The organism is Streptomyces sp. NPDC002566, from assembly GCF_042889585.1.
GTDB lineage: Bacteria > Actinomycetota > Actinomycetes > Streptomycetales > Streptomycetaceae > Streptomyces.
Genome location: NZ_JBIARD010000003.1, coordinates 529,461 through 553,582 on the forward strand (window position 1 = coordinate 529,461; position 24,122 = coordinate 553,582).

Annotated in this window: 27 protein-coding genes and 1 other RNA gene; 15 read left to right on the forward strand and 13 right to left on the reverse strand. The window is 72.5% G+C overall.

The genetic code is table 11. The annotated features are described in order from the left end of the window. Window positions 1-35 precede the first annotated feature (35 nt). Complete coding sequence (locus tag ACFYXA_RS15150) at window positions 36-683, forward strand: heme oxygenase (biliverdin-producing) (protein ID WP_389032612.1); 648 nt, start codon at window positions 36-38, stop codon at window positions 681-683. 51 nt (window positions 684-734) lie between these two features. On the opposite strand, the gene ACFYXA_RS15155 is transcribed toward ACFYXA_RS15150, so the two are convergent. Together ACFYXA_RS15155 and ACFYXA_RS15160 are read right to left on the reverse strand one after the other, a co-directional pair. Beyond that, window positions 735-947: a hypothetical protein gene (locus tag ACFYXA_RS15155; RefSeq protein ID WP_389032615.1), complete on the reverse strand. Its 213-nt coding sequence runs from the start codon at window positions 945-947 to the stop codon at window positions 735-737. Between the two features lie 123 nt (window positions 948-1,070). Further along, window positions 1,071-1,715 (reverse strand): PhzF family phenazine biosynthesis protein, encoded by a 645-nt coding sequence (locus tag ACFYXA_RS15160; protein ID WP_352250007.1) that lies wholly within the window; start codon window positions 1,713-1,715, stop codon window positions 1,071-1,073. 267 nt (window positions 1,716-1,982) lie between these two features. On the opposite strand from ACFYXA_RS15160, the gene efeO reads away from it, so the two are divergent. The 4 genes from efeO to ACFYXA_RS15180 are packed head-to-tail and all read left to right on the forward strand — an operon-like array spanning window position 1,983 to window position 6,286. Further along, complete coding sequence (gene efeO, locus ACFYXA_RS15165) at window positions 1,983-3,122, forward strand: iron uptake system protein EfeO (protein ID WP_389032619.1); 1,140 nt, start codon at window positions 1,983-1,985, stop codon at window positions 3,120-3,122. 16 nt (window positions 3,123-3,138) lie between these two features. Next, entirely contained in the window at window positions 3,139-4,437 is a 1,299-nt protein-coding gene (efeB, locus tag ACFYXA_RS15170; protein ID WP_389032622.1) for an iron uptake transporter deferrochelatase/peroxidase subunit, read from the forward strand. Between the two features lie 3 nt (window positions 4,438-4,440). After that, window positions 4,441-5,325, forward strand: a complete 885-nt coding sequence (gene efeU, locus ACFYXA_RS15175) for an iron uptake transporter permease EfeU (protein WP_352252314.1) — start codon at window positions 4,441-4,443, stop codon at window positions 5,323-5,325. Further along, window positions 5,273-6,286 (forward strand): hypothetical protein, encoded by a 1,014-nt coding sequence (locus ACFYXA_RS15180; RefSeq protein WP_389032627.1) that lies wholly within the window; start codon window positions 5,273-5,275, stop codon window positions 6,284-6,286. The genes efeU and ACFYXA_RS15180 overlap by 53 nt, the downstream gene beginning before the upstream one ends. Window positions 6,287-6,352: 66 nt before the next feature. Here ACFYXA_RS15180 and ACFYXA_RS15185 read toward each other — a convergent pair whose 3' ends face one another. The 3 genes from ACFYXA_RS15185 to ACFYXA_RS15195 form a co-directional block, all read right to left on the reverse strand. After that, complete coding sequence (locus tag ACFYXA_RS15185; RefSeq protein ID WP_389032630.1) at window positions 6,353-7,087, reverse strand: bifunctional DNA primase/polymerase; 735 nt, start codon at window positions 7,085-7,087, stop codon at window positions 6,353-6,355. A gap of 121 nt (window positions 7,088-7,208) precedes the next feature. Further along, complete coding sequence (locus ACFYXA_RS15190) at window positions 7,209-7,832, reverse strand: TetR/AcrR family transcriptional regulator (protein WP_389032633.1); 624 nt, start codon at window positions 7,830-7,832, stop codon at window positions 7,209-7,211. 39 nt (window positions 7,833-7,871) lie between these two features. Further along, window positions 7,872-8,870, reverse strand: coding sequence for a Gfo/Idh/MocA family protein (locus tag ACFYXA_RS15195; protein WP_389032636.1), 999 nt, complete (start codon window positions 8,868-8,870; stop codon window positions 7,872-7,874). A gap of 83 nt (window positions 8,871-8,953) precedes the next feature. On the opposite strand from ACFYXA_RS15195, the gene ACFYXA_RS15200 reads away from it, so the two are divergent. The 3 genes from ACFYXA_RS15200 (at window position 8,954) to ACFYXA_RS15210 (ending at window position 12,793) form a co-directional block, all read left to right on the forward strand. Beyond that, complete coding sequence (locus ACFYXA_RS15200; protein WP_352252324.1) at window positions 8,954-10,333, forward strand: multidrug effflux MFS transporter; 1,380 nt, start codon at window positions 8,954-8,956, stop codon at window positions 10,331-10,333. A gap of 11 nt (window positions 10,334-10,344) precedes the next feature. Next, on the forward strand, window positions 10,345-11,454 hold the full coding sequence (locus tag ACFYXA_RS15205) for a serine hydrolase domain-containing protein (protein ID WP_389033411.1): 1,110 nt from the start codon (window positions 10,345-10,347) through the stop codon (window positions 11,452-11,454). Between the two features lie 349 nt (window positions 11,455-11,803). Continuing rightward, window positions 11,804-12,793: a small ribosomal subunit Rsm22 family protein gene (locus tag ACFYXA_RS15210; RefSeq protein WP_389032641.1), complete on the forward strand. Its 990-nt coding sequence runs from the start codon at window positions 11,804-11,806 to the stop codon at window positions 12,791-12,793. A 246-nt stretch (window positions 12,794-13,039) separates the two neighbouring features. Here the strand turns inward: ACFYXA_RS15210 and ACFYXA_RS15215 are convergent, their stop codons facing one another. Further along, window positions 13,040-13,366 (reverse strand): nuclear transport factor 2 family protein, encoded by a 327-nt coding sequence (locus tag ACFYXA_RS15215; RefSeq protein WP_352252328.1) that lies wholly within the window; start codon window positions 13,364-13,366, stop codon window positions 13,040-13,042. A gap of 149 nt (window positions 13,367-13,515) precedes the next feature. Between ACFYXA_RS15215 and ACFYXA_RS15220 the strand changes: the two genes are divergently transcribed. From ACFYXA_RS15220 to ACFYXA_RS15235, 4 genes are all read left to right on the forward strand, one after another. After that, complete coding sequence (locus tag ACFYXA_RS15220) at window positions 13,516-14,061, forward strand: DoxX family membrane protein (RefSeq protein ID WP_352252330.1); 546 nt, start codon at window positions 13,516-13,518, stop codon at window positions 14,059-14,061. 37 nt (window positions 14,062-14,098) lie between these two features. Further along, window positions 14,099-14,434, forward strand: coding sequence for a MazG-like family protein (locus tag ACFYXA_RS15225; protein ID WP_389032646.1), 336 nt, complete (start codon window positions 14,099-14,101; stop codon window positions 14,432-14,434). Between the two features lie 80 nt (window positions 14,435-14,514). Continuing rightward, a complete protein-coding gene (locus ACFYXA_RS15230; RefSeq protein WP_389032649.1) occupies window positions 14,515-14,766 on the forward strand; it encodes a type II toxin-antitoxin system Phd/YefM family antitoxin in 252 nt (83 codons plus the stop codon). Between the two features lie 3 nt (window positions 14,767-14,769). Further along, a complete protein-coding gene (locus ACFYXA_RS15235) occupies window positions 14,770-14,997 on the forward strand; it encodes a Txe/YoeB family addiction module toxin (RefSeq protein WP_389032652.1) in 228 nt (75 codons plus the stop codon). A gap of 31 nt (window positions 14,998-15,028) precedes the next feature. On the opposite strand, the gene ACFYXA_RS15240 is transcribed toward ACFYXA_RS15235, so the two are convergent. The 4 genes from ACFYXA_RS15240 to ACFYXA_RS15255 all read right to left on the reverse strand — a co-directional run bounded on the left by ACFYXA_RS15240 (window position 15,029) and on the right by ACFYXA_RS15255 (window position 18,577). Further along, the gene (locus ACFYXA_RS15240; RefSeq protein WP_389032655.1) at window positions 15,029-15,904 is read right to left on the reverse strand and encodes a hypothetical protein; all 876 of its coding nucleotides are present in this window, start codon (window positions 15,902-15,904) and stop codon (window positions 15,029-15,031) included. A 252-nt stretch (window positions 15,905-16,156) separates the two neighbouring features. Next, window positions 16,157-17,197 carry a hypothetical protein gene (locus ACFYXA_RS15245; protein ID WP_389032658.1) on the reverse strand — a complete coding sequence of 347 codons (1,041 nt, stop codon included), beginning with the start codon at window positions 17,195-17,197 and terminating at the stop codon, window positions 16,157-16,159. A 373-nt stretch (window positions 17,198-17,570) separates the two neighbouring features. After that, window positions 17,571-17,972: RNase P RNA component class A (rnpB, locus tag ACFYXA_RS15250), an RNA gene on the reverse strand. Window positions 17,973-18,001: 29 nt separating this feature from the next. Then, window positions 18,002-18,577, reverse strand: coding sequence for a Uma2 family endonuclease (locus ACFYXA_RS15255; RefSeq protein WP_389032661.1), 576 nt, complete (start codon window positions 18,575-18,577; stop codon window positions 18,002-18,004). A 158-nt stretch (window positions 18,578-18,735) separates the two neighbouring features. Between ACFYXA_RS15255 and ACFYXA_RS15260 the strand changes: the two genes are divergently transcribed. From ACFYXA_RS15260 to yaaA, 3 genes are read left to right on the forward strand one after another with little or no spacing between them, the layout of a single operon-like run. Beyond that, window positions 18,736-19,488, forward strand: a complete 753-nt coding sequence (locus ACFYXA_RS15260) for a MerR family transcriptional regulator (protein WP_389032663.1) — start codon at window positions 18,736-18,738, stop codon at window positions 19,486-19,488. Continuing rightward, window positions 19,485-20,141, forward strand: coding sequence for a hypothetical protein (locus ACFYXA_RS15265; protein WP_389032666.1), 657 nt, complete (start codon window positions 19,485-19,487; stop codon window positions 20,139-20,141). Before ACFYXA_RS15260 ends, ACFYXA_RS15265 begins: the two co-directional genes overlap by 4 nt. Before the next feature lie 17 nt (window positions 20,142-20,158). Continuing rightward, a complete protein-coding gene (gene yaaA, locus ACFYXA_RS15270) occupies window positions 20,159-20,941 on the forward strand; it encodes a peroxide stress protein YaaA (RefSeq protein WP_389032669.1) in 783 nt (260 codons plus the stop codon). A gap of 36 nt (window positions 20,942-20,977) precedes the next feature. On the opposite strand, the gene ACFYXA_RS15275 is transcribed toward yaaA, so the two are convergent. From ACFYXA_RS15275 to ACFYXA_RS15285, 3 genes are read right to left on the reverse strand one after another with little or no spacing between them, the layout of a single operon-like run. Next, the gene (locus ACFYXA_RS15275) at window positions 20,978-22,297 is read right to left on the reverse strand and encodes a bifunctional RNase H/acid phosphatase (RefSeq protein WP_389032672.1); all 1,320 of its coding nucleotides are present in this window, start codon (window positions 22,295-22,297) and stop codon (window positions 20,978-20,980) included. A gap of 2 nt (window positions 22,298-22,299) precedes the next feature. Continuing rightward, window positions 22,300-23,043: a C4-type zinc ribbon domain-containing protein gene (locus ACFYXA_RS15280; RefSeq protein WP_352252384.1), complete on the reverse strand. Its 744-nt coding sequence runs from the start codon at window positions 23,041-23,043 to the stop codon at window positions 22,300-22,302. Next, the gene (locus ACFYXA_RS15285) at window positions 23,040-23,894 is read right to left on the reverse strand and encodes a Nif3-like dinuclear metal center hexameric protein (protein WP_351334619.1); all 855 of its coding nucleotides are present in this window, start codon (window positions 23,892-23,894) and stop codon (window positions 23,040-23,042) included. The genes ACFYXA_RS15280 and ACFYXA_RS15285 overlap by 4 nt, the downstream gene beginning before the upstream one ends. Window positions 23,895-24,122 lie beyond the last annotated feature (228 nt).

Genomic DNA, 24,122 nt, shown 5'->3' on the forward strand with positions numbered 1-24,122 from the left:
GACTTAGGTGAACCTAACCACAGAAAATCCGGGTTATGGACTCCTTCTCGAACGTCATCCGCGCCGCGTCCCACGAGCAGCACGTCGAGGCCGAGACCTCCACGTTCATGAGCGACCTGCTCGGCGGCCGCCTCGGCGTCGACGCGTACACGCGGTACACCGAGCAACTGTGGTTCGTCTACGAGGCGTTGGAGGCGGAGACCGGGCGGCTGGCCTCGGATGCGGTGGCCGGTCCGTTCATCCGGCCGGAGCTGTTCCGGCGCGGCGCGCTGGAGCGTGACCTCGCACATCTGCGGGGCCCCGGCTGGCGGGCCGGGATGTCCGCGCTGCCGGCGACCCGGGCGTACGCGGAGCGGGTGCGGGAGTGCGCCGAGCGCTGGCCGGCCGGGTACGTGGCCCACCACTACACCCGCTACCTCGGCGACCTCTCCGGCGGGCAGATCATCCGCGACCGCGCCGAGAAGGCCTGGGGCTTCGAGAGGAAGGGCGACGGCGTCCGCTTCTACGTCTTCGAGGAGATAGGCAACCCGGCCGCGTTCAAGCGCGGGTACCGGGAACTGCTGGACGCGGTGCGCGCCGACGACCTGGAGAAGCAGCGGATCGTGGCGGAGTGCAAGAAGGCGTTCGCGCTGAACACGGCGGTGTTCCGGGAGCTGGGCGAGGAGTTCCCGCTGTCGGCCTGACCGGGCCTCCGTCCGCGGCGGGAGGAGGCCCGGTGCCGTGGCGGCGTCGGGTCAGCGGATGCTGTCGCAGTGCGCGCCGGCCCAGAAGATGTCGCTGGCGGCGGTGTCGACGAAGCCGATGTAGGGGCTGCACACCTCGTCCGTGGCGTAGTGGTGCTTGGGGCCGTCGTGGTGCGGCTTCTCGTCGGCGACGGCGCTCGTCGCACCGGTGGCGGCCAGGGCGATCCCGAGGGTGGCGGCGGCCAGGGCAGAGCGGATACGCATGGTGCTCCTCTCACGGAGGCGGTGTGGTCACGCCCAGAGGTAACCGCTCGCCACCCCGCGCACACGCGCCACCACCCGTACGGCCCCCCAGAACACGCCGGACGCCCGCACCCTGCGTAGCATTCAGCGCTCCAGCAGCACCCGGCCGCCGATCTCCACCCAGCCGAACGGCTGCGGGGCGGTGAGGATCTGGGAGCCCGCACCTTGGGTGATGTTCAGCGCCCGGCCCAGGCGGTCGGTGAGGAGCAGCGCCGCCGCCCCCGTCGCCTCGTCCTCCTCGATGCCGTCGTCGCGGCCGGGGAAGCCGCGGGCGCGGATCCGCCCGGCCGGCTCGTCCTCCCACGCCCAGGCGTAGATCCACTCGCCGGGGGGCGGCACCGGCAGGTCGTCCACCTCGGCGGCGGTGGCGTACTGGCGCAGGGTGCGCGGCGGGGCCCACTCCGCGCGGGCCTCGATCCAGCTGAACTCCCCGTCCAGGCGGACGCCCACCGTGCCGGCGGGGGTGACGAGTTCAGGCACGTCGAGGAGCCAGGCGGTGCCGACGCAGGGGTGGCCGGCGAAGGGCAGGCGCAGGGCGGGGGTGTAGATGTCGACGACCCCGCGCTCGGGATCGTCCACGAACACGGTCTCGCTGAAGCCGAGTTTGGCCGCGATGTCCTGCCGGTCGCTCCGCTCGGGCACCCTGGAGCCGTCGCGGACGACGCCCAGTTCGTTGCCGTATCCGCCGTTGGGCGCGCAGAAGACGCGGAGCACGTCGTAATCAGTCACGCGGGCATTGAAGCATCGCGGACGCCGTGACCACGAGCGAGAAGCCGCTGACGGAGGCGCACGGCCGCTCGCCGACCTTTGAACCTTCTTTGACCTTCCTATGGTGTCCGTTTTACCCCTTCGTGATCGTCTCGTGCTCTTACAGCGTCTATGAGAGCTGAATCACGGCACGGGCAGGTACTGGCCAGATTAGGGGGAGCTAAGTTAGGCGAGCCTCACTACGCACTGAGTGCCGTCACGCTGTCCTCGGCCACCCTGGGAGCCTTCATGCACGCCGTCAGACTCTCCGTCGTCACCGCCACCGCCGCCGCGGTGGCTCTGACCGCTGTGGGCTGCACACAGAAGAGCGACTCCGCCGACGGCGACCGTGTGATCAACGTGACCGCCTCCGACGACAAGTGCGAGACCTCCACGAAGGAGATCGCCGCCGGGCACGTCGAGCTGGCCATCGAGAACAAGGGCTCCAAGGTCACCGAGGTCTACGTCCTCTTCCCCGACGACCGGGTGGTGACCGAGCGCGAGAACATCGGCCCCGGCACCAAGCAGCGCGTCACCGCCGAGGTGAAGGCCGGCGACTACGAGATCGCCTGCAAGCCGGGCATGAAGGGCGACGGCATCCGCCAGGCCCTCAAGGTCACCGGAGAGGGCGCGGCGGCCAAGCGCGACCCGCGTCTGGACAAGGCCGTGGCCTCCTACCGCGCCTACGCGCAAGCGCAGGCCGACGAGACCCTGCCGAAGGCGGAGGCGTTCGCCGCCGCGGTCAAGGCCGGGAACCTCGAGGCGGCGAAGAAGGCGTACGCGACCTCCCGGATCGGCTGGGAGCGCACCGAGCCGGTCGCGGAGTCCTTCGGCGACATCGACCCGAAGGTCGACGTCCGCGCGGACGGCCTGGAGGCCGGCCAGAAGTGGACCGGCTGGCACCGGCTGGAGAAGGCGCTCTGGCAGGACAAGAAGATCGGCGCCGAGGAGAAGGCGCTCGCCGGTCAGCTGGTCACCGACCTGAAGGACTGGCAGGAGCGGGTCGGCAAGGCGGAGATCACCCCGACCTCCATGGCCAACGGCGCCAAGGAACTGCTCGACGAGGTCGCCACCGGCAAGGTCACCGGCGAGGAGGAGCGCTACTCGCACACCGACCTGGTCGACTTCAAGGCCAACGTGGAGGGCGCGCAGCAGTCGTACGAGCTGCTCAAGCCGGTGGTGCGGGAGAACGACGCGGCGCTGGTCACCGAGCTGGACAAGCAGTTCGCCGCGCTGAACGCGCTGCTGGACAAGTACCGCGCGGACAAGAACACGTACGACTTCACCTCGTACGACAAGGTCGACGCGGCGGGGCGCAAGGTGCTGTCGGACGGCGTGAACTCACTCGCGGAGCCGCTGTCGAAGCTCGCCGCCGCCACGGCGAAGTGAGCGGAGGGCGACGGTCATGACAGACCCCACGGACACGAAGGCCACTGAAGGCGCCGCCGGCGCCACTCCCCCTTCGCCCACCCGGCGCACGCTGATCGGCTGGGGCGGGGCGGGCCTCGCGATCGGGGCCGCCGCGGCCGGCGGCGCGGCCGCGATGGCCCGCACCGGCGACGACGCCGAGCCGGCCGCCTCGGCGGGCGCGGCCGTCGCCTTCCACGGCCCGCACCAGGCGGGCATCGCCACCCCGGTGCAGGACCGGCTGCACTTCGCCGCGTTCGACGTGAAGACCGACGACCGCGCCGCGTTCGTCCAGCTGCTGAAGGACTGGACCGAGGCGGCCCGGCTGATGACGGCCGGGAAGGCCGTCGGGGAGGGCGCGTACGGCGGGCTGCCCGAGGCGCCGCCGGACGACACCGGCGAGGCGCTCGGCCTCAAGCCGTCCCGGCTGACGCTGACCGTCGGCTTCGGGCCGTCCCTGTTCTCCCGGTTCGGCCTGGCCTCGCGGCGGCCCGATGCGCTGGTGGACCTGCCGCAGTTCGCCGGCGACAACCTGGACGCCGCCCGCAGCGGCGGCGACCTGTGCGTACAGGCCTGTGCGGACGATCCGCAGGTCGCGGTGCACGCGATCCGCAACCTGGCCCGGATCGGCATGGGCAAGGTCGTCATCCGCTGGTCGCAGCTCGGCTTCGGCAAGACCTCCTCCACGACGCCCGACGCGCAGACCCCGCGCAACCTGATGGGCTTCAAGGACGGCACCCGCAACATCGCCGGCACCGAGACGGACCGGCTGGAGAAGTTCGTCTGGGTCGGGGACAAGGACGTCGACGCCGACTCCGCGTGGATGAAGGGCGGTTCGTATCTGGTCGCCCGCCGGATCCGTATGCACATCGAGACGTGGGACCGCACCTCGCTGCAGGAGCAGGAGGACATCTTCGGCCGGGACAAGGGCGAGGGCGCGCCCGTCGGCAAGGCCAAGGAGCGGGACGAGCCCTTCCTGAAGGCGATGAAGCCGGACGCGCACGTGCGGCTCGCGCACCCCGACTCCAACAGCGGGGCGACGATCCTGCGCCGCGGCTACTCCTTCACCGACGGCTCCGACGGCCTCGGCCGCCTCGACGCGGGTCTGTTCTTCCTCGCCTACCAGCGGGACGTGCGCAAGGGGTTCATCCCCGTCCAGCGCAACCTGGCGACCGACGCGCTCAACGAGTACATCCAGCACGTGGGTTCGGCGGTCTTCGCCGTCCCGCCCGGCGTCCGGGACGCGGACGACTGGTGGGGCCGGGCCCTGTTCGACGGCAGCGGGAAGGGTGCGTAGCCGGTGTTCTCCAACTACCTGATCGGACTGCGCGAGGGCCTGGAGGCCTCTCTCGTCGTCTGCATCCTCATCGCCTACCTGGTCAAGACCGGCCGCCGGGACGCCCTGAAGCCGGTGTGGGCAGGCATCGCCGTGGCGGTGCTGCTCGCGCTGGGCTTCGGTTCCGCGCTCGAATTCGGCTCCCAGGAGCTGACGTTCGAGGCGCAGGAGGCGCTCGGCGGCTCCCTGTCGGTCATCGCGGTCGGCCTGGTGACGTGGATGGTGTTCTGGATGCGGCGCACCGCCCGGCATCTGAAGACCGAACTGCACGGCAAGCTGGACGCGGCCCTCGCCATGGGCACGGGCGCGCTGGTCGCCACCGCGTTCCTCGCCGTCGGCAGGGAGGGCCTGGAGACCGCCCTGTTCGTGTGGGCGTCGGTGCACGCGGCCGGCGACGGCACCCCGCGCCCGCTCATCGGCGTGCTCCTCGGCATCGCGACGGCCGTCGCGCTCGGCTGGCTGTTCTACCGGGGCGCGCTGCGGATCAACCTGGCGAAGTTCTTCACCTGGACGGGCGGCATGCTGGTCGTCGTCGCGGCGGGCGTGCTGGCGTACGGCTTCCACGACCTCCAGGAGGCCGACTGGCTGCCGGGCCTGACGGACAAGGCCTTCGACGTCAGCGGCACTGTCCCGCCGGACAGCTGGTACGGGACGCTGCTGAAGGGCGTGTTCAACTTCCAGCCCGATCCGACGGTCCTCCAGGTCACGGTGTGGCTGCTCTACCTGGTCCCGACACTCGCCCTGTTCCTCGCCCCGGTAGGGTTCGCCTCCGGGAAGGGGAAGGTGAAGTCACCTGATGACCAGGGAACGCAGCCTGACGACCAGCCGTCCACGGCTCCTCGGGCGTGACCGGAAGACGACCGTCGCGGCCACGCTCACCGTCGTCGCGCTGACGGCGAGCGGCTGCGTGGTGGTCCACGGGGAGCGCGAGGTGCTACCCGCCGTCACCCGGGCCGAAGCGGCCGAGGCGCTCCAGGAGTTCACGACCGCGTACAACAAGGCCGACGCCGCGTACGACGGTTCTCTCGACGCCGGTCACACCACGGGCGCGCTCGGCGCGATCGACGCCGCGCGGCTGAAGGCGGGCCGGGTCAACAACCCGGGCGGCAACCCGCGGCACACCCCGCTGAAGCTGACGGACGTCAAGTACACGATCGTCAAGAAGGCGGGCTGGCCGCGCTGGTTCGTCGCCGACGCCAAGGCCAACAAGGGCGGCGACGCGCGCTGGGTGCTGGTGTTCACCCGGGACGCGCTGTCGGACCCGTGGGAGGCGGCGTACCTGACGCTGGTGGCGCCGGGCGCGCTGCCCGCGTTCGCGAAGGACAAGGACGGCTGGGCGCAGGCCGTTCCGGCCGACTCGCGTCAACTCTCGCGCGCCCCCGGCAAGTTGAGCAAGGACTACACGGCGTACCTGCGCTCCGGCGGGACCTCGTTCGCCGACGGCCCGTACACCAGTGCGCTGCGCTCCGCGCGGGCGAAGAACTCGATCAGGCCGGGCCTGGTCACGCAGTACATCGACGAGCCGCTCACCGACGGGGACTTCGCGCCGCTGGCGCTGCGCACGGCGGACGGCGGGGCGCTGGTGTTCTTCGCCACGCACCACTACGTGAAGCAGACGGCCGCGGCGGGGACGTCGGTGCCGGCGCCCAACCAGAACGTGCGGGCGCTGACGACGGGAGAGGTGTCGCGGACGCTGACCATGGAGTTCGTGGCGAACGAGGCGGCCGTGGTGCGGGGTGGCTCCGCCCGGGGCTCGGCTGTGTCGTTGCTGAGCCGGCTCGAGGGGCTGACGGCGGCGAAGGGCGAGTAGGTCCCGTCGTCCGGCGCGGGTAGGCGGGCCGGTGGGGCCTGGTCACGGCCCCGCGTCCTCGGTGAGTCAGTGCCGCCGGGGCCAGGCTGCCGTCGCCTGGTCCGTTTCCTCGCCCACGTGCCTGGCGCACGCGTCCGTCAGCGGCTCCAGGAGGGTCAGAGGGTCCGGGAGGGGGTGTTCGGGGCCTCGCAGCCAGCGGACGGACCGGCCGTCGTCGCCGGGGAGCCGGGCGGGCGGGACGAGGACGTAGGAGCCGCGGCAGTGCCAGCGCAGGCCGGGGTGTTCGTCCATGGTCTCGGGATGGCAGTCCAGCGCGCACGGCCACCACTCGTCCTCGTCCTCGGGGGTGCCGCGGGTGAGGGTGAAGAAGAGCATGCGGCCGTCGTCGACGGCGACCGGGCCGACCTCGACGCCGGAGCCGAGCAGCCGGTCGAGGGCCTCGCGGCCGGCTTCCAGGGGCACGTCCAGCACGTCGTGCGTCATACCGGTCGCGGTGATGAAGTTGGCCTGCGGCTGGTGGCCGGCCCAGCGCTCGATCTGGGCGCGGTCGGTGGTCGCCTGCGTCTGCCAGGCGAAGGAGACGGGGTGCCGGCCGGGGGTGGGACAGCCGACCCGGTCGCAGGAGCAGCGGTAGCCGGAGACCGGGTGGGCGGCGGGCGCGAGGGGCAGTCCCGCTCCGGCGGCGGCGAGCAGCAGGGCCTCACGGCCGCCCTCGTCGGCGGCTTCCTTGGGGCGGCGTCCGCGCAGCCACTGGGAGAGTTTGCCCTGCCGGCCGCTTCGGCCACCGAACTCCGCGCTCATCTATCCCCTTGCCTCGCCTGGTGCGGACAGCATGCCTCATGGTCGCATCTTCCTGCGCATCGGGGGTCGGGAGCGCCGAATCGGGGCAGGTGGGACGAGCGGTGCGGATGGGGCGCGGGCGTCAGCGCGGAGCGAGGCCGAACAGGGCGTAGTCGACGAGGGTGTCGGTGTACTCGTGGGTGATGGGCCCGGTGTGCTGGAGCCAGCGCTGGGCGAGCGGGGAGACGAACAGCTCCAAGGCGATGCGCGGGTCGACGTCGGCGCGGACCTGACCGGCGTGCTGCGCGGAGCGCAGGCGGGTGACGTACAGCTGGAGCTGCGGTTCGAGCAGCTTGGCGACGAACTCGCGGCCGAGCTGCTCGTTGACGAGGCCCTCGGCGGCCAGGGCCCGGGAGGGGGCGTCGAACCGGGGGTCGGCCATCTGGTCGACGGTGAGGCGCAGCACCAGCTTCAGGTCGGCGGCGAGGTCGCCGGTGTCCGGGATGGCGTAGGGCACCTGTCCGGCGTCCGCGGCGGCCTGCTCGGACAGGTCGAGGAACGCCTCCAGCAGGACGTCGGCCTTCGACCCCCACCAGCGGTAGATCGTCTGCTTGCCGACGCCTGCCCGGGCGGCGATGCCCTCGACGGTGGTCTTCGGGTAGCCGGCCTCCGCGACGAGGTCGAGTGCCGCGTCGTAGATCGCGCGGCGGGACCGCTCGCTGCGCCGGGCGGTGTCGGGGGCCGGCTTTCCGGACTGGGTGACCATGCGTCGACCGTACCAAGGTGGTGAGACGGGACGTCTCGGTCAGCTCTCGCCCGGGTAGCGGACCCCGATCAGGTCCCGTACGGCGTCCAGGGTGCGCATCACGGCGAGGGTGCCGTCCAGCGGGACGAGCGGGGACTCCGTCTCGCCGGCGCGCACGGCGCGCATGACCTCGAGGGCCTCGTGCCGCATGGTCGAGCGGGGTCCGTCGGCCGGGTCGGCGGCGAACTTCTCGGGGTCGCGGCCGGCGCGGTGCAGGACGAAGTGGTCGGGGTGGAAGAAGCCGTTCGGGATGTCGATCCGGCCGCGCGAGCCGGTCACGGAGGCGGAGGTGCCCGTACCGCCGACGACGGAGCAGTGCAGGGCGGCCAGCGCGCCGGAGTCCCAGGACAGCGCGGCCGCGGTCTGGAGGTCGACGCCCTCGGCGGAGACGACGGCCTGCGCGGCGACGCCGTCGGGTTCGCCGAGCAGCAGGTGGGCGAAGGAGACCGGGTAGACGCCGAGGTCGAGCAGGGCGCCGCCGCCCTGGGCGGGGTCGCGCAGCCGGTGCGAGGGCGGGAAGGGCCCTTCGAGCCCGAAGTCGGCCTGGACGGTGCGCACCTCGCCGATCGCGCCGTCCTCGACCAGCGCCTTGAGCCGGCGGATCAGCGGGTTGCAGTACATCCACATGGCTTCCATGAGGAAGCGTCCCCGGTCGCGGGCGAGGCCGACGAGTTCCCCGGCCTCGCGCACGTTCAGCGTGAACGGCTTCTCGCACAGCACCCCGCGGCCGGCCTCCAGGCAGAGCCCGGCGGCGGTCCGGTGCGCGGCGTGCGGGGTGGCGACGTAGACGACGTCGACGTCCTCGTCGTCCGCGAGCGCGGCCCAGTCGCCGTAGGCGCGGGGTATGCCGAAGCGTTCGGCGAAGGCCTTCGCGGCGGTCTCGGTGCGGGAGGCGACCGCGACGACCTCCGCGTCCGGCAGGTCGATCAGGTCCGCCGTGAACGCGGCGGCGATCCCGCCGGTCGCGAGGATCCCCCACCGCACTGTGTCCCTCGTCATCCCGCCCGCCCTCGTGTGCCGTCCCAGCAGTCCGTCCGAGCTGAGAGCATAGGTGGCTCGGATGTCTGAGAGGGAGGGGTCACATGCCCGAGGGCGGGGCGCCGGCGCCGGACGCGGCGCGGCGCGGGCCGAAGGACGGCGGACGGGACACGGCGGCGGGGCTCGCGGAAGCGGGCCGGGGGGCCGCGGAAGGGGCGTCGGGCGCGCGCCGCCGGACCGGGCTGCTCGTGACGCTGGTCCTCGGCGGGCTGACGGCCACTCCCCCGCTGGCGATGGACATGTACCTCCCCTCACTCCCGGAGGTCACCCGCTCCCTGCACGCGCCGGCGGCGACCGTCCAGCTCACCCTGACCGCCTGTCTGGCGGGGATGGCGTTCGGGCAGCTGGTGGTCGGTCCGATGAGCGACCGCTGGGGCCGCCGCCGTCCGCTGCTCGCGGGCCTGGCCGTGTACGTCGTGGCGACGGTCCTGTGCGCGCTGGCGCCCACCGTCGAGGCGCTGGTCGCCTTCCGGCTGGTGCAGGGGCTGGCGGGGGCCGCCGGGATAGTGATCGCGCGGGCGGTGGTGCGCGACCTGTACGACGGGGTGGCGATGGCCCGCTTCTTCTCCACCCTGATGCTGGTCTCGGGCGTCGCCCCCGTGGTGGCGCCGCTGATCGGCGGGCAGGTCCTGCGGGTGACCGACTGGCGGGGCGTGTTCGTGGTCCTGGCCGCCGTCGGGGCCGGGCTGGCGGCGCTGGTCGCGGTGAGGCTCCCGGAGACGCTGGCGCCGGCGGAACGCCATTCGGGCGGCGTCGGCGAGGCGCTGCGCGCGATGCGCGGCCTCCTCACCGACCGGCGCTTCGCGGGCTATCTCCTCACCGGCGGCTTCGCGTTCGCCGCGCTGTTCGCTTACATCTCGGCGTCGCCGTTCGTGATCCAGGAGATCTACGGCGCCTCCCCGCAGACGTTCAGCCTGCTGTTCGGCGTGAACTCGGTCGGGCTGGTGGCGGTCGGGCAGCTCAACGGCAAGGTGCTGGTGGGCCGGGTCCGCCTGGACCGCGTCCTGGCCGTCGGCCTGACGGTCGTCGTGCTGGCGGCGACGGCGCTGCTGCTGATGTCGGCGGGCGTGTTCGGCGAGGTGGGGCTGACGCCGGTGGCGGCGGCCCTGTTCGTGCTGATGTCGGCGATGGGCGTCACGCTGCCCAACACCCAGACGATGGCGCTGATGCGGGTGCGGCACTCCGCGGGCTCCGCCGCCGCGCTGCTCGGCACGTCGTCGTTCCTCATCGGCGCGATCGCCACTCCGCTGGTCGGCGTCGCGGGCGAGGACACCGCCGTCCCGATGGCCGTCGTCCAGCTGACGGCCGCGCTGGCGGCGGCGGCCTGCTTCGTCGGGCTGTGCCGCCCGTGGGCGGACCCGGCGGCCGAGGACAGCGGCCCCGCGGGGGCGGCGGCGGCCTCACGGCCCGGGGAGGACAGCTGAGCACAGCGAGACTGCGGGCCGACACCCCGGAACGGGCCGGGCTCGACCGCGAGGAGACGCGCCGGCTCGCCCGCGAGGTCCGGGCCCTCACCGCCGGCGACCGCCCCTGGGCGGCCGGTGCGGTCGTGGTCGCCGGGCGCGGCCCGGTGATCGCCGTGCGGGAGGCGGCCGGCTGGGCGGTCCGTTACACGGCCTACGACCCCCAGGCCGACGCCGGTGTGGAAGCGCCGCCCGCGGCCCGCGTCCCCATGAGCGTCGGCACCCCCTTCGACCTGGCCTCCCTCACCAAGCTGTTCACGTCGGTCGCGGCGGTGCAGCAGATCGAGCGCGGCACGCTGGGCATCGACGCCCGGGTGGGCGCCTACCTGCCCGACTTCCACGCGGCCGCCGCGCACGGCCTCACCGTCCGCCAGCTCCTCACCCACACCTCCGGGCTGCGTCCCGAGCTGCCGCTGTACGACTGCGCGGACGACGCCGAACGCCTGGAGCGGCTGCGGTCCGAGGCCCCGGTCGCCGAGCCCGGCCGGCATGTCTACTCCGATGTGAACCTGCTGCTCCTCCAGCAGCTCCTGGAGCGCCTCACCGGCCGCTCCCTCGACGTCCTCGTCCGCGACGGGATCACCCGCCCGCTGGGGATGACGTCCACCCGCTTCGGCCCGTGTCCCGGCGCGGCGGCGACCGAGGACCAGCGCCGCCCCTGGGCCAAGGCGGACCGGGGCATGCTGCGGGGCGAGGTGCACGACGAGAACGCCTGGGCCCTCGGCGGGGTCGCCGGCCACGCCGGCCTCTTCTCCACCGCCGACGACCTGGCGGTGTTCTGCCGCACCCTGCTGTCGGGCGGCTCCTACGGGACGGCGCGCATCCTCGGCCCCGACTTCGTGGACCTGCTCCTGGCCCCGCCGGGGCTGGGCTTCGCGGTGGACCAGCCCTGGTTCATGGGCGAGCTGGCGGGCCGCGGCGCGGCGGGCCACACCGGCTTCACGGGCACGTCCCTGGTCCTGGACCGGGCGACGGACACTTTCCTGATCCTCCTGGCGAACACGGTCCACCCGCGCCGCCGCCCGCCGGACAGCGGGCCCCGGGCGAGGGCGGGGACACGACTGCGGCGGGCGGTGCGGTGAGGGGGGTGTGCCGGGACGGCGGGGCGCGGGGGGCGTTCGTGCGGGCGGGCTCAGGAGGTGAGCGCGGGGGCCGTTCGGGCTGGGCGGGCCCAGGAGGTGCGGGGAGGGCGTTCGGCTGGGCGGGCCCAGGAGGTGTACGCGGGGGCCGTTCGGCTGGGCGGGCTCAGGAGGCGTGCGCGGGGGCCGTTTGAGCTGGGCGGGCTCAGGAGGTGTGCGCGGAGGGCGTTCGGCTGGGCGGGCTCAGGAGGCGTGCGCGGGGGCCGTTTGGGCTAGGCGGGCCCAGGAGGTGTGCGCGGAGGGCGTTCGTCCGGGCGGGCCCAGGAGGTGTGCGCCCCTTTAGAATCTCCGGGTGAACGCCCCCGTTACCCCCACGGAAGCCCTGCGCGGCAGTCTCGCCGGCCTGCTCGACGGGCTGCCGCCCAAGCAGGCCGCCCAGGCCGTGGACCGCCTCATCGCCAGCTACCGCGGCGGCGCCACCCCCACCGACGCGCCCATCCTGCGCGACCGCGCCGACGTGGCCGCCTACGCCGCGTACCGCATGCCCGCGACGTACGAGGCGGTCCGCTCCGCGCTGGAGGCGTTCGCGGACGCCGTGCCCGAGTGGGCCCCCGCCGGCCACACCGACGTCGGCGGCGGCACCGGCGCGGCGACCTGGGCGGCGGCCGCCACCTGGCCCGGCTCCCGCCCGGTCACCGTCCTCGACTGGGCCGAACCCGCCCTGGCCCTCGGCCGGGAGATCGCCGCGGCCCATCCCGACCTGCGTGAGACCCGCTGGCAGCGCGCCCGCATCGACGCGTCGCTCACCCTCGACCCCGTCGACCTGGTCACCGTCTCCTACGTGCTCAACGAGCTGCCCGCCCCCGGCCGCGCCGCCCTCGTCGACGCCGCCGCGGCCGCCGCCCGGGCCGTGGTGATCGTCGAGCCGGGCACCCCGGACGGCTACGCCCGCGTCATCGAGGCCCGCGACCGTCTGATCGCCGCCGGTTTCCGGATCGCCGCGCCCTGCCCGCACAGCGCCGCCTGCCCGATCGCCCCCGGCACGGACTGGTGCCACTTCTCGGCCCGGGTCAGCCGCTCCTCGCTGCACCGCCAGGTCAAGGGCGGCTCACTGCCGTACGAGGACGAGAAGTTCAGCTACGTCGCCGCCGCCCGCTTCCCCGTGACGCCGGCCCCCGCCCGGGTGGTCCGGCGGCCGCAGATCCGCAAGGGCCAGGTGCTCCTGGACCTGTGCGAGAGCGAGGAGCGGCTGGACCGCACGACGGTGACGAAGCGGCACGGCGACCTGTACAAGGCGGCCCGGGACGCCGACTGGGGCGACCCCTGGCCGCCCCTCGACTGACGCCCGAATCGATCTGCACAAACGGAATGTCAACTTCCGCACCATAGTGACCGGTCGGGGGCTTATGCTCGTCCCACTCTCCACAGAAGCTTCACACTCGGAGTGTCGGACTCCCGTCGACCACATCCGAAGGGGGAGGACGGCAGCCGTTCCACGGCGCGGGTTGGGGGTGGGTCTCGCGCGGGCCGCGAGGAACACACCGCACCGTGGAACGGCTGCCGTACGACGCGTCCCCTTCCGGGCCGCTCAGGCCTGGCCGGTCTCGAAGCGCGAGATCCGCCCGTCCTCCTCCACGACGAAGCGCCACTCGGTGCGCATCTCGCCCCAGGTGTCGTTGCTGTAGTGGGCGAGGATCGCCCGGCCGCCGTTGGACTCGTTGTCGACCCGCAGGTGGCCGTGGCTGGAGAAGATCTCGCGGTCGACCCACTCGGCGAGGTCGCGGTCGGAGCCGTCGTCGGCCATGGTCGCGTCCGGGGTGAGGAGGCGCAGGAAGGCCTCCCGGTCATGGGAGTTGACGGCGCTGACGAAGGCCCGTACGGCCGGGTCGCGGAGTTTCGCGGTCTGGATCGTCATACCGGTCACCCTCACACCGCCCTCCGCACCCCGCCACCCGAACGGCGTCCAGGACGGGCCGGACGGGTGTGAGGGGTGCGACGGTGGACAACCGGAGGGGGACCACCCATGTCCGTCCGCGCTGGAAGCGGCTGAAGCCGGGAGTCAACATGACCGCATACGACCGACGTGATCTGGGCCTGTTGCTGCTGCGGCTGGGCACCGGCGGCGTGCTGATCGCGCACGGTACGCAGAAGCTGTTCGGCTGGTTCGGCGGCCACGGCCTGGAGGGAACGGGCCAGTTCATGGAGTCCGTCGGCTACGCGCCCGGCAAGGCGAGCGCGGCGGCGGCGGGCCTGGCGGAGACCGGCGGCGGCGCGCTGCTGGCGCTGGGCCTGGCCACCCCGGCGGCGGGCGCGGCGGCGGCCGGCGCGATGGCGGGCGCGTCCGCGGTGCACGCCCCCAACGGCTTCTTCGCGCAGAGCGGCGGCTACGAGTACGCCGCGACCCTCGCCCTGACCGGCACGTCCCTCGCGGTCACCGGCCCCGGCCGCCTCTCCCTGGACCACGCCCTCGGCCACGCGGTCAACCGGAACTGGATGGTGCCGGTGGCGCTCGGCGTGACGGCGGCGGCCACGTCGGTGATCGTGGGCCTGCGCAACAAGCGGCTGCGGCAGCGCAAGGAGGGCGAGCAGGAGCCGCTGTTCGAGGAGTGAGGTCTTCGGGAGCCTCTGGGTGGGGCAGGCTGGCCCCATGACCGACAGCGCCGCCGAGGCCGACGACCTCTGGACCACCGTGGACGCCCTGCACACGTGGCTGGACGCCGGTCGGCCGGCCGGGACGGGCCACGAGGCCCTGCTGCTGCGCATCCTGAAGCTGTCGGAGGAGGTGGGCGAGACGGCACAGGCGGTGATCGGCGCGACGGGCGAGAACCCGCGCAAGGGCACCACCCACACCTGGGAGCACGTCCAGGCGGAACTCTGCGACGTGGCGATCACAGCCCTGGTGGCCCTGCGAACCCTGACCCCGGAGGCGGAGGACGTGTTCCTCCATCACCTGAACCGAGTGGCGCGACGCTCACTACCCTGACCGGGCGAGCGGCAACTCACCCGGAGTCCGGCACCGGAATCGCAGTACCGTTTTCCAGTACCACCAGGGAGGGTGCCGCGATGACCATCAGCGCCAGCGAGGCCCGCAGGGATCTCTTCCCGCTCATCAAGCGCGTCAATGACGACCACACCCCCGTGCGCATCAGCTCCGAGAGCGGCGACGCCGTACTGATGTCCGCCGAGGACTACGACTCCTGGCAGGAGACCGTCTACCTGCTGCGGTCCCCCGCCAACGCGCGAAGTCTCATGGAAGCCGTCGCGCGGGACAGGGCCGGCGAGGACCACGGCAGAACTGGAAGAGCCGGCAGGTGAAGGGTGAGGAGCGTCCCCTTCGACCCGGCAGGCTGGGAGGACATCCTCTTCTGGCTCGGCTCGGACCGCGCCATGGTCCGAAGGACCACCCGGCTCATCGCCGAGATCCAGTGCACTTCCTTCACGGGCGTCGGTAAGCCGGAGCCCATGAAGCGCGGCCTGTCCGGCTACTGGTCGCGGCGGACCGACGACGAGGAAGTCGTGATCGTCAAGGCCCGCTACCACTACTGATCGAACTGACGGCTCGGCGGACTTTGCGGCGTCAGGATTGAGGGCCCTCCAACTTGACGACGGCGTGCTCTGCGCCGAGTTGTTCGGCGGATGCTGCATCGAAGGAGTCGTGCTCTTCGACGACTTCGCCGTCCACGACCTCCCCGTCCATCACTCGGTGCGACGGTTCCGCCAGCGGCAGGCCGGCGAGGTGTTTCTTGAGCCTCTTTGCCATCGGAAGGTAAGTCGCAAAAGTGAGAGTGCCTGAGACTGCGGCACCTACGAGAGGGACGGCCTTCGAGACGCTCTTCGCGAACGACTGCTTCGTCACCTTCACGCCGATGTAGGCTGCGACTTTCTTCACCATGGGATAAATGACGCCCTTGGTGAGCGCCTTCTGGGGCAGCTTCTTGGCGACCTGCTCCGCCATCATCCCCGCGACCTTCCCCACAGCGGCGTTCGCCGACTGGGTTCCGAACATCACTCCGAAGAACAGCGTGAGCACCGCCATGGTGGCGTCATCGGCCTCATCGCCCTCGTCGGAGAACAGATCGGGCCAGCTGTAGAGATAGGCGAGCTTCTGCGCGATGCGCAGCATGTGGCCGAAGTACTGGGCCGTGTCGGCCGGAATCGTGGCGGGAAGGGCGAGGATGCCGGGGATCCCGGCGGCGGCCGAGAGGGCGCTGACCTTGGCGGTCTCGTAGCGGATGGAGTCGTTGGCCACCTTGTCGAGGACCTCGACGGTGATGCCCGCCGCCGCGGGGGTCTCATCTATCGCGCGCCGGATGTCTTCCTCGGAGCAGTGGCGCGCCAGCGCACTTCGGAGGTACGCCCCCCTGTCGATACGCACACCCGGAAGCTTCGCCGCCGCCAACAGCACCGAGAAGAAACGCGACTCGGAGTTCTCGACATCTTTGCCGTGCGTCATGGCAGAAAAATCTACAGTAGCTTCGTGCTACAAGGGCCCTGTATGTTCCGCCTCGTTGAGGCTTCGTCACGTCAGTGGCCCGGGCACCCTGGACGCCCGAGGACATCGCCAAGCAGGTGGCGTCGCACGCACTGCTGTTGCATCGGTTGCGGCAGTGCGGTGGGCCGTGGGCGGTTAGCCCCACCACCTACCGTCGCGTGGGACTTCGAGGCGGCTCACCCCCAGGAACTATCCGGCGACGTCAAGGCCCACTCACCTGCCAAGGCTGCGCGCCACGAACGTCATGTGCTGGACGTTCCCCACTCGGTTCCATGTGGCGTGATTGCCCGTACTGGTCCTGCCCTGAGCTCGGTCGCGCAGCCACCTCTCCCCCGGGCCCGCCTCGGGGCCCCGGAAGGCCGTGAGGCGCGTGAGGCTTTGGGCGGCCTCACGGTTCGCGTCGTCGTACTGCCTGCCGTGCGGCACCTTGGCCAGGTGGTAGAAGCGGGCAGCGGTGTAGCGGAGGATGCCCCAGGGCGGGCCGCCGCCGCGGGCGGGCGGGGGTTGTGCGACGTAGGTGGCGGGGTGGATTCCGTAGTCGCCGTAATGGAGTCGGGAAAGGTACGGGCGGTCACCGTGCTGGATCTCGTGCCAGGATTCCCAGTCCGTGCGCGGGGCTTCGTACGGGACACCCTCGCGGAAGTCGGCGGGCGGCTCGGGGAAACCGCCCGCCACCACGGTCACGGTGCGCCACGAGGTGAGCGGTACGAGAGCGTCCAGGGCGCGCAGCGCCTCCTTGGCGGCTTCGGGGCGGTCGGGCAGGACAGCACAGAGGTCGAGGAAGAGGGCGGCCGGGTGGCCCGGGGAAAGCCGGTCCAGTAACTCGCGCACGTCCGACGCCGTGTCGTCGTTCCACTCGCCGGGTAGGCGCACACGGATACCGAGCGGCTCTTCCCGCCGCCGCGCCACGGCGAGCGCGAGTGACTGCTGCGGGCCGGGGCGCCCGGGTCCGGTGACCGGCCGCAGGTTGCGATGGTCCCACCAGTCGGGGGTGAGGGTTTCGGCCAGGACCACGGCTTCGGTTTCGTCGGCGAACGGCGCGTCCAGCCAGGCCGATCCATGACGCTGCGCCGCGGTGACCCCGTCGGCGTCCTTGCCGATCCGTTCGGCCAGCGGTTTCGGCAGCATGCCGGGACGCGGAGGCAGCGTCCACAGCGGGGCGACCCGGCGCTGTGCGTCCGGCGTCAACTCACGGTAGGCGGCCGTGGCGTGCGGCCGGGTCGGCAGGACGGGAACGTAGAGCGGTACGGACATGGCGTCCCCCTCGGCGCTGCCCGTGCACGGTGTTCATCCTTGTTTCCTTCAGGGTGAAACCATGGGACGAGGCCGGAAAGGGCGCCAATCGGCCAACGAATCCGGTTCTGGACCCAAGCTGCGGCAATGGGCGCGGTCGATCCGCAGCCCACGAGGCGGCCGCTGTCACGCAAGCGACACGGACGAAGGGGAGCGTCCTGAAACCCACTCTGGCCGTGCGTGCGTCGATCGTGCTGCAGGCGGGCGAGACCATCGCAATTGGCGGCGGGGCTGGGGCACAGCGATTCCCTCGGTTTTGAATCCCCGAATTCTCCCCAGCGCAAGATCATCCGAGGAATGGGAGGGCATCGCAGCAGGTCAGTGATCTGAGCGGCAGACGAGTCGGGCTGTACGCCGGGTTCTGTCGCCCGACTGCCTCGCGGCGGTCGGGGAGACGGCCATCCATCTAGGGCCGGTGTTGCCACCGGCCTCGTGCGGTCTACCCGCGGACTCGGGCGGGCAGCCCTCGAACGTCCGCGCAGAAACACCGAGGTGTTTCCTTTTGACCTTGCTCCGGGTGGGGTTTACCTAGCTGCCCAGGTCACCCTGGGCACTGGTGGTCTCTTACACCACCGTTTCACCCTTACCCGGCGCCTGAGCGCCGGGCGGTCTGTTTTCTGTGGCACTGTCCCGCGGGTCACCCCGGGTGGCCGTTAGCCACCACCCTGCCCTGTGGAGCCCGGACGTTCCTCGGGAAGCCCCCTAGGGGACCTCACGCGGCCGTCCGCCCGGCTCGTCTGCCGTGTCGACCATGGTACCGGGCTCTCAGAGGAAGTCGGACGTGTCCAGGTCGAAGGCGAAGGGCTCGGGGAGCGCGAGCGGCTTGCCGAAGGGCAGCGTGCAGCGCTGACGGTAGTCGTCCTGCCTGGGGTCGCTGAGAAGCGTGACCTCCGAGGTCTCCCGGTCGACGAGCAGGAAGAGGGGGATGCCGGCGCGCGCGTAGCACCGGCGCTTGACCTCACGGTCGGCCCGCGGCCTGGTGGACGTCACCTCCAGCACCATGGCGACGCCCTGGCTGGGCATCCAGGGCTCGGCGCCCCGGTACAGCCGCAGTGCCTGCGGCGCGAACGTGCCGTCCGGGATCACATGATTCGGGCATCCCTCCGCCTTCCCCAGCCTCAGCCCCTTGTTCCCGGAGAACTGCATGTCGATCGTGGACCGCTTGATCACCTGGCTCACGATCAGCCCGATGTAGTCCTCGTGATCCCCGTCCGGCGGCGGCGTCACGACGATCTCCCCCTCGACGAGTTCCGCCCGGAAACCTTCCGGTGTGTCCAGGGCGAGGAAGCCCTCCAGCAGGACTTCTTCCTGCGTGAGCGGCTCGTGGGCCGTGGACGTCATGTCACGCCCCTCCTTCGGTCGCTCGCCAGACTGGGACATCGCCGGATCACCTGTCCGCAGGATCGGAAACCGTTCCCTCGATCGTGGCACAGGATCGCCTCCGTCGACCGGAGACCGGCGCTTGACCCTGCCGCGACGTCAACGTCTGTACTGGTGGCATGCGGATCGGAGAACTCGCCGAGGCCGTCGGCGTCACCACGCGGACCGTCCGGCACTACCACCATCTGGGGCTGCTGCCCGAGCCCGACCGGCGTGCCAACGGGTACCGGGACTACACCCTCCGGCACGCCGTGACCCTCGCCCGGATCCGGCGGCTCACCGAGCTGGGGCTGGGGCTCGCCGAGGTGCGGGACGTACTCGCGGACGACGCGGGCAAGGACCTCGTCGAGGTGCTCACCGAGCTGGACGAGGACCTGGCCCGGCAGGAGTCTGCCCTGCGTCGACGGCGGGAGCGGCTGCGGGCCTTGCTCGAGGCGGAGGAGTTGCCCCCCGAGGGACCGGTCTCGCCCGAGCTGGCCGCGCTGTTCGCCGGGATACCCGCCTCCGACTCCCCCATGGCCGCCCGGGACCGCGAGGTGCTCGCGCTGATCGATACGGCCGCGGCTCCCGAGGAGCGGGAGCGGCTGATGGCGGCGGTGGGCGCGGTGGTGGCGTCCCCTGAGGCGGTGGCCCGTGCCCACGAGGCGTACGCGCTGCTCGACGCGCTCGCCGACGCCGATCCCGACGACCCCCGCGTGGAGGCGGCCGCCCGCCGGCTCGCCGAGTGCACCCCGAGGGAGCTGCTCCCGCAGACCGCGGACGTCGACCAGGACCACGCCTTCCTGCGCGCCCTGTACGCCGACTTCGCCCCGGCCCAGGCGGAGGCGATCCGCCGGACACTGCGCCTCCTCGCGCGGGACGGCCGGCCTTGAGGGCGGCGGCCACCGCACTCGTGCGGCACGAGCTGCGGCTGCTGGTGAGTCTGTGGCTCTGGGCGGCCCGGCGGGTGCACGGGGTCGGGGACGGCCGGGCGTTCGGGTACGCGCGGGGGCAGGGCGCGGTGACGGCGGGCCTCGCGTTCGTGTGCGGGGTCGAGACGGTCGCCATGTCGTTGCTGCTCCGTACGTGGCCCACCGTGCACACGGTGGTGCTGGTCCTCGACCTGTACACGGTGTTCGTCGTCATCGGCCTGTACGCGGCCTGGCGGGTGCGCCCGCACGTCCTGCACGGCGACCGTCTGCGCGTACGTCATGCCGGCCACGTCGATCTGACGGTCCCGCTGGAGCGGATCGCCGCCGTACGGCACGAGTCGCGCACCACGCACGAGCCCGCCGGGGACTCCTCGCGCGAGCTGAACCTGCCGGTGGGCTCGATGACCTCGGTCACGCTGGAGCTGACCGAGCCGGTTTCCCACGTCGGCTTCTTCGGGCGCCGGCGGGAGGTGAGTGTGGTGCGCCTGCACGCGGACGATCCGGGAGTGCTCGTGCGGGAGGTCCGGGAGGGGATGAGGCGGCTCGGGGGGACCCCGTACGCTGGCTCGCAGGCTCGGCCGTGGAGGCTGACTGGACCTGGCCGTGGAGCCTGAACGAAGGAGAAACGCCCGTGCTCGTCCTGCTGCCCCCGTCCGAAGGTAAGGCCGCCTCCGGCCGTGGCGCGCCGCTGAAGCCGGAGGCTCTGGCCCTGCCGGGGCTCGCCGACGCGCGTGAGGCCGTCCTGACCGAGCTGGTCGAGCTGTGCGCCGGGGACGAGGAGAAGGCGCGCGAGGTGCTCGGGCTGAGCGAGGGGCTGCGCGGCGAGGTCGCGAAGAACGTCGAGCTGCGTACGGCGGGTGCGCGTCCGGCCGGGGAGATCTACACGGGTGTTCTCTACGACGCCCTGGACCTGGCCTCGCTGGACTCGGCCGCGAAGCGGCGGGCGGCCAGGTCGCTGCTGGTGTTCTCGGGGCTGTGGGGGGCGGTGCGGGTGACGGACCGCATCCCCTCGTACCGCTGCTCGATGGGCGTGAAACTGCCGGGGCTCGGCGCGCTGGGGACGTACTGGCGTACGCCGATGGCGGCCGTGCTGCCGGAGGCGGCCGGGGACGGGCTGGTCCTTGACCTGCGGTCGGCGGCCTACGCGGCGGCGTGGAAGCCGAAGGGCGAGGTCGCGGCGCGGACGGCGAGCGTGCGGGTGCTGCACGCGCCGACCCGGAAGGTCGTCAGCCACTTCAACAAGGCGACGAAGGGGCGGATCGTCCGCAGCCTGCTGACGACGGGGTCGGCGCCCAGGGACCCGGCCGAGCTGGTGGTGGCGCTGCGCGACCTCGGCTACACGGTGGAGGAGAAGGCGCCGGCGCGGGCGGGGGCGGCGTGGACGTTGGACGTCCTGGTGGAGGAGATCCACTGAGGCGGGCCCGCCGTCTTCCCTGCGCCGCCGTCTTCCCTACGTGCGCAGGTGGGACGTGTCGTTGAGCAGTCGCACGCTGGCGTTGCCGTCGGCGTAGTACGCCACCGCCGAGAGGGAGGCCGCCGACAGTTCCATCCGGAACAGGGACTCGGGCGGGGCGCCCAGGGCGAGCCGTACGAACGTCTTGATCGGTGTCACGTGGGTGACCAGCAGCACCGTGCGGCCCGCGTAGGCCGCGACCAGCTTGTCGCGGGTGGCCGCGATCCGGGTGGCGGTGGCCGCGAAGCTCTCGCCGCCGCCGGTGGGTTCGGCCTCGGGGTCGGCGAGCCACCTGGTGAGGTCCTCGGGGTGGCGCTCGCGGACCTCCCCGAAGGTCAGCCCCTCCCACGCGCCGAAGTCGGTCTCGCGCAGGCCGTCCTCGACGGCGACCTCCAGGCCGAGGCGGGCCGCGACCACGTCGGCGGTCTCCCTGGTGCGGGCCAGCGGGGAGGCGACGATGTGCTGGATCGTCCCGCGCCGGGCGAGTGCCGCGGCGACCCGCTCCGCCTGCTCCCGGCCCACGGCGGAGAGGGAGGGATCGCTGCCGCCGCTACCGGAGAACCGCTTCTGCGGGGTGAGCGGAGTCTCGCCATGCCGCAGGAGAACGAGGGTGGCGGGAGCCCCGAGATCAGGAGCAGAACCCCAGCCGACGGAGGGCTGGGGGGTGGAGGAGGCGGCAGAGGGGGCGCCCGTGGCGGGCGTGGTCGGGGCTGCGGCGCCGGTACCGGCCGAGCCGCCGACGTCGGCCCCATGGGAGGCACCGTCAGCAGTGTCGAGGGCGGCGACCTCGGGCTTCGCCGACGCGGCACCCTCGGGCTTCGCCGGGGTAGCCACGGCTCGGGCCGCCCGGGCGTCGGCCTGTGCTGAGCCGGGGCGGAGAGGCCCCGCCTCCCACCGCTCGCCCCGCTTCCCCGCGTCCATCGCCTCGTTGGCCAGACGGTCCGCGTGTTTGTTGTGCTCGCGCGGGATCCACTCGTAGGTGACCTGGCCGGGTGGGAACACCCGGGCCGCCTCCGTCGCCAGTGGCTTCATGTCGGGGTGCTTGATCTTCCAGCGGCCCGACATCTGCTCGACGACGAGCTTGGAGTCCATCCGCACCCGGACCACCGCGTCCGGGTCGAGTTCGCGGGCGGCGCGCAGTCCGGCCAGCAGGCCCCGGTACTCGGCCACGTTGTTGGTGGCGACACCGATGTACTCGGCCCGTTCGACGAGGGTCTCCCCCGTCGCCGCGTCGACGACCACGCTGCCGTAGCCGGCGGGCCCCGGGTTGCCCCGCGAACCGCCGTCCGCCTCGACGACGAACTCCCGCGCGCCCACGGCTACAGGCCGGACTCGGAGGTCCGCACCAGGATGCGGCCGCAGTTCTCGCACCGTACGACGGTGTCCGCGGCGGCCTTGCGGATCTCGTTGACGTCCGTGATCGACAGCTCCTGGCGGCAGCCCTGGCAGGTGCGCTGGTACAGCTTGGCCGCGCCGATGCCGCCCTGCTGGCCGCGCAGCTTGTCGTAGAGCTTGAGCAGGTCGGCGGGGACCGAGCCGGCGATGACCTCGCGGTCCTTGGTGACGGTGGCGGCCTCGCCGTCGATCTCCTGGCAGGCGGCGTCGCGGCGGGCGTTCGCGTCGTCGATCTTCGCCTGCACGGAGCCGACCCGCTCGGTCAGTTCGGCGACGCGCTCCTGCGCGGCCTCGCGGCGCTCCATGACCTCCAGGACGACGTCCTCAAGGTCGCCCTGGCGCTTGGCGAGGGAGACGATCTCCTTCTGGAGGTTCTCCAGGTCCTTCGGGGAGGTGACGGCGCCGGAGTCCAGCCGCTGCTGGTCGCGGGCGGCGCGCTGGCGCACCTGGTCGACGTCCTGCTCGGCCTTGGTCTGCTCGCGGGCGGTGTCGCTCTCCTCGGTCTGCGCGGCCACCAGGAGGTCGCGCAGCTGCGTGAGGTCCTTGGTCAGCGACTCGATCTCGGCGTGCTCGGGCAGCGACTTGCGCCGGTGGGCGAGCTGCTGGAGGCGGACGTCGAGGGACTGTACGTCGAGGAGTCGGATCTGGTCGGCGGGCGCGGCGTTCAGTTGGGGGCTCCCAGGGATTCGGTGGCGGTGGACGCCGCGTGGGCGGTCCAGGGGTCGGTGACCGTGCGGGAGACGTGGACCCTGAGGCCCCATCCGTTGCGGTCGGAGATCTCGTCGAGCTGGGCGGCGGCCAGCTCGCACCAGGGCCATTCGGTGGCCCAGTGCGCCGCGTCGAGCAGCGCGAGAGGACTGTGGGCGCGGGCCTCGGACGTCGGGTGGTGGCGCAGGTCCGCGGTGAGGAAGGCGTCGACGCCGGCGGCGCGGACGTGGTCGAAGAGGCTGTCGCCGGAGCCTCCGCTGACGGCGACGGTGCGTACGACGGCGTCCGGGTCGCCGGCCACGCGGATGCCCTGCGCGGTGGCGGGCAGCCGTTCGGCGGCGCGGGCGGCGAGTTCGCGGACGGTGAGCGGGTGGTCGAGCTCGCAGATCCGGCCGAGGCCGCGCCGCCCGTCGGGGTCGGCGGGGTCGGGGACGAGGGGCCGTACGACGCGCAGGTCGAGCGCGCCGGCGAGGGCGTCGCTGACGCCGGGGTCGGCGGTGTCGGCGTTGGTGTGGGCGACGTGCAGGGCGATGTCGTTCTTGATGAGGGTGTGCACGACGCGGCCCTTGAAGGTGGAGGCCGCGACGGTGGTGGTGCCGCGCAGGTAGAGCGGGTGGTGCGTGACCAGCAGGTCGGCGCCCAGCCTCACGGCCTCGTCGACGACGTCCTGGACGGGGTCGACGGCGAAGAGGACCCGGCCGACCTCCTGTCCTGGCTCCCCCACGACGGTTCCGACCGCGTCCCAGGACTCGGCCCGCTCGGCGGGCCACAGGTTCTCGAGGGCGGCGATCACATCGGACAGACGAGGCAGCGGCACGGGAAAAGGCTACCTGGCCGTTCGGACGCCCGTACCGCACGGTTGCGCGGGGGCTCGTTCGACACGGGGGGCCGGCTCGCCGGGGTCCGGGGCGCAGCCCCGTGGGGGGACCTCTTGACCGACCGAGTCGGGTGGACGGGTGGGCGAAAAACCGCGACCCCCGCACGCACACGCCGTTCAACCGCCGGAGGAGAATCGGTTCTGCGCCACTCTTACGAGCGA

Coding starts and splice junctions, on each gene's coding strand:
- ACFYXA_RS15150 (WP_389032612.1), top strand. CDS start 36: ATGGACTCCTTCTCGAACGTCATCCGCGCCGCGTCCCACGAGCAGCAC.
- ACFYXA_RS15155 (WP_389032615.1), bottom strand. CDS start 947: ATGCGTATCCGCTCTGCCCTGGCCGCCGCCACCCTCGGGATCGCCCTG.
- efeO (WP_389032619.1), top strand. CDS start 1,983: ATGCACGCCGTCAGACTCTCCGTCGTCACCGCCACCGCCGCCGCGGTG.
- efeB (WP_389032622.1), top strand. CDS start 3,139: ATGACAGACCCCACGGACACGAAGGCCACTGAAGGCGCCGCCGGCGCC.
- ACFYXA_RS15180 (WP_389032627.1), top strand. CDS start 5,273: ATGACCAGGGAACGCAGCCTGACGACCAGCCGTCCACGGCTCCTCGGG.
- ACFYXA_RS15185 (WP_389032630.1), bottom strand. CDS start 7,087: ATGAGCGCGGAGTTCGGTGGCCGAAGCGGCCGGCAGGGCAAACTCTCC.
- ACFYXA_RS15190 (WP_389032633.1), bottom strand. CDS start 7,832: ATGGTCACCCAGTCCGGAAAGCCGGCCCCCGACACCGCCCGGCGCAGC.
- ACFYXA_RS15195 (WP_389032636.1), bottom strand. CDS start 8,870: ATGACGAGGGACACAGTGCGGTGGGGGATCCTCGCGACCGGCGGGATC.
- ACFYXA_RS15200 (WP_352252324.1), top strand. CDS start 8,954: ATGCCCGAGGGCGGGGCGCCGGCGCCGGACGCGGCGCGGCGCGGGCCG.
- ACFYXA_RS15215 (WP_352252328.1), bottom strand. CDS start 13,366: ATGACGATCCAGACCGCGAAACTCCGCGACCCGGCCGTACGGGCCTTC.
- ACFYXA_RS15220 (WP_352252330.1), top strand. CDS start 13,516: ATGACCGCATACGACCGACGTGATCTGGGCCTGTTGCTGCTGCGGCTG.
- ACFYXA_RS15225 (WP_389032646.1), top strand. CDS start 14,099: ATGACCGACAGCGCCGCCGAGGCCGACGACCTCTGGACCACCGTGGAC.
- ACFYXA_RS15230 (WP_389032649.1), top strand. CDS start 14,515: ATGACCATCAGCGCCAGCGAGGCCCGCAGGGATCTCTTCCCGCTCATC.
- ACFYXA_RS15240 (WP_389032655.1), bottom strand. CDS start 15,904: ATGACGCACGGCAAAGATGTCGAGAACTCCGAGTCGCGTTTCTTCTCG.
- ACFYXA_RS15245 (WP_389032658.1), bottom strand. CDS start 17,197: ATGTCCGTACCGCTCTACGTTCCCGTCCTGCCGACCCGGCCGCACGCC.
- ACFYXA_RS15255 (WP_389032661.1), bottom strand. CDS start 18,577: ATGACGTCCACGGCCCACGAGCCGCTCACGCAGGAAGAAGTCCTGCTG.
- ACFYXA_RS15260 (WP_389032663.1), top strand. CDS start 18,736: ATGCGGATCGGAGAACTCGCCGAGGCCGTCGGCGTCACCACGCGGACC.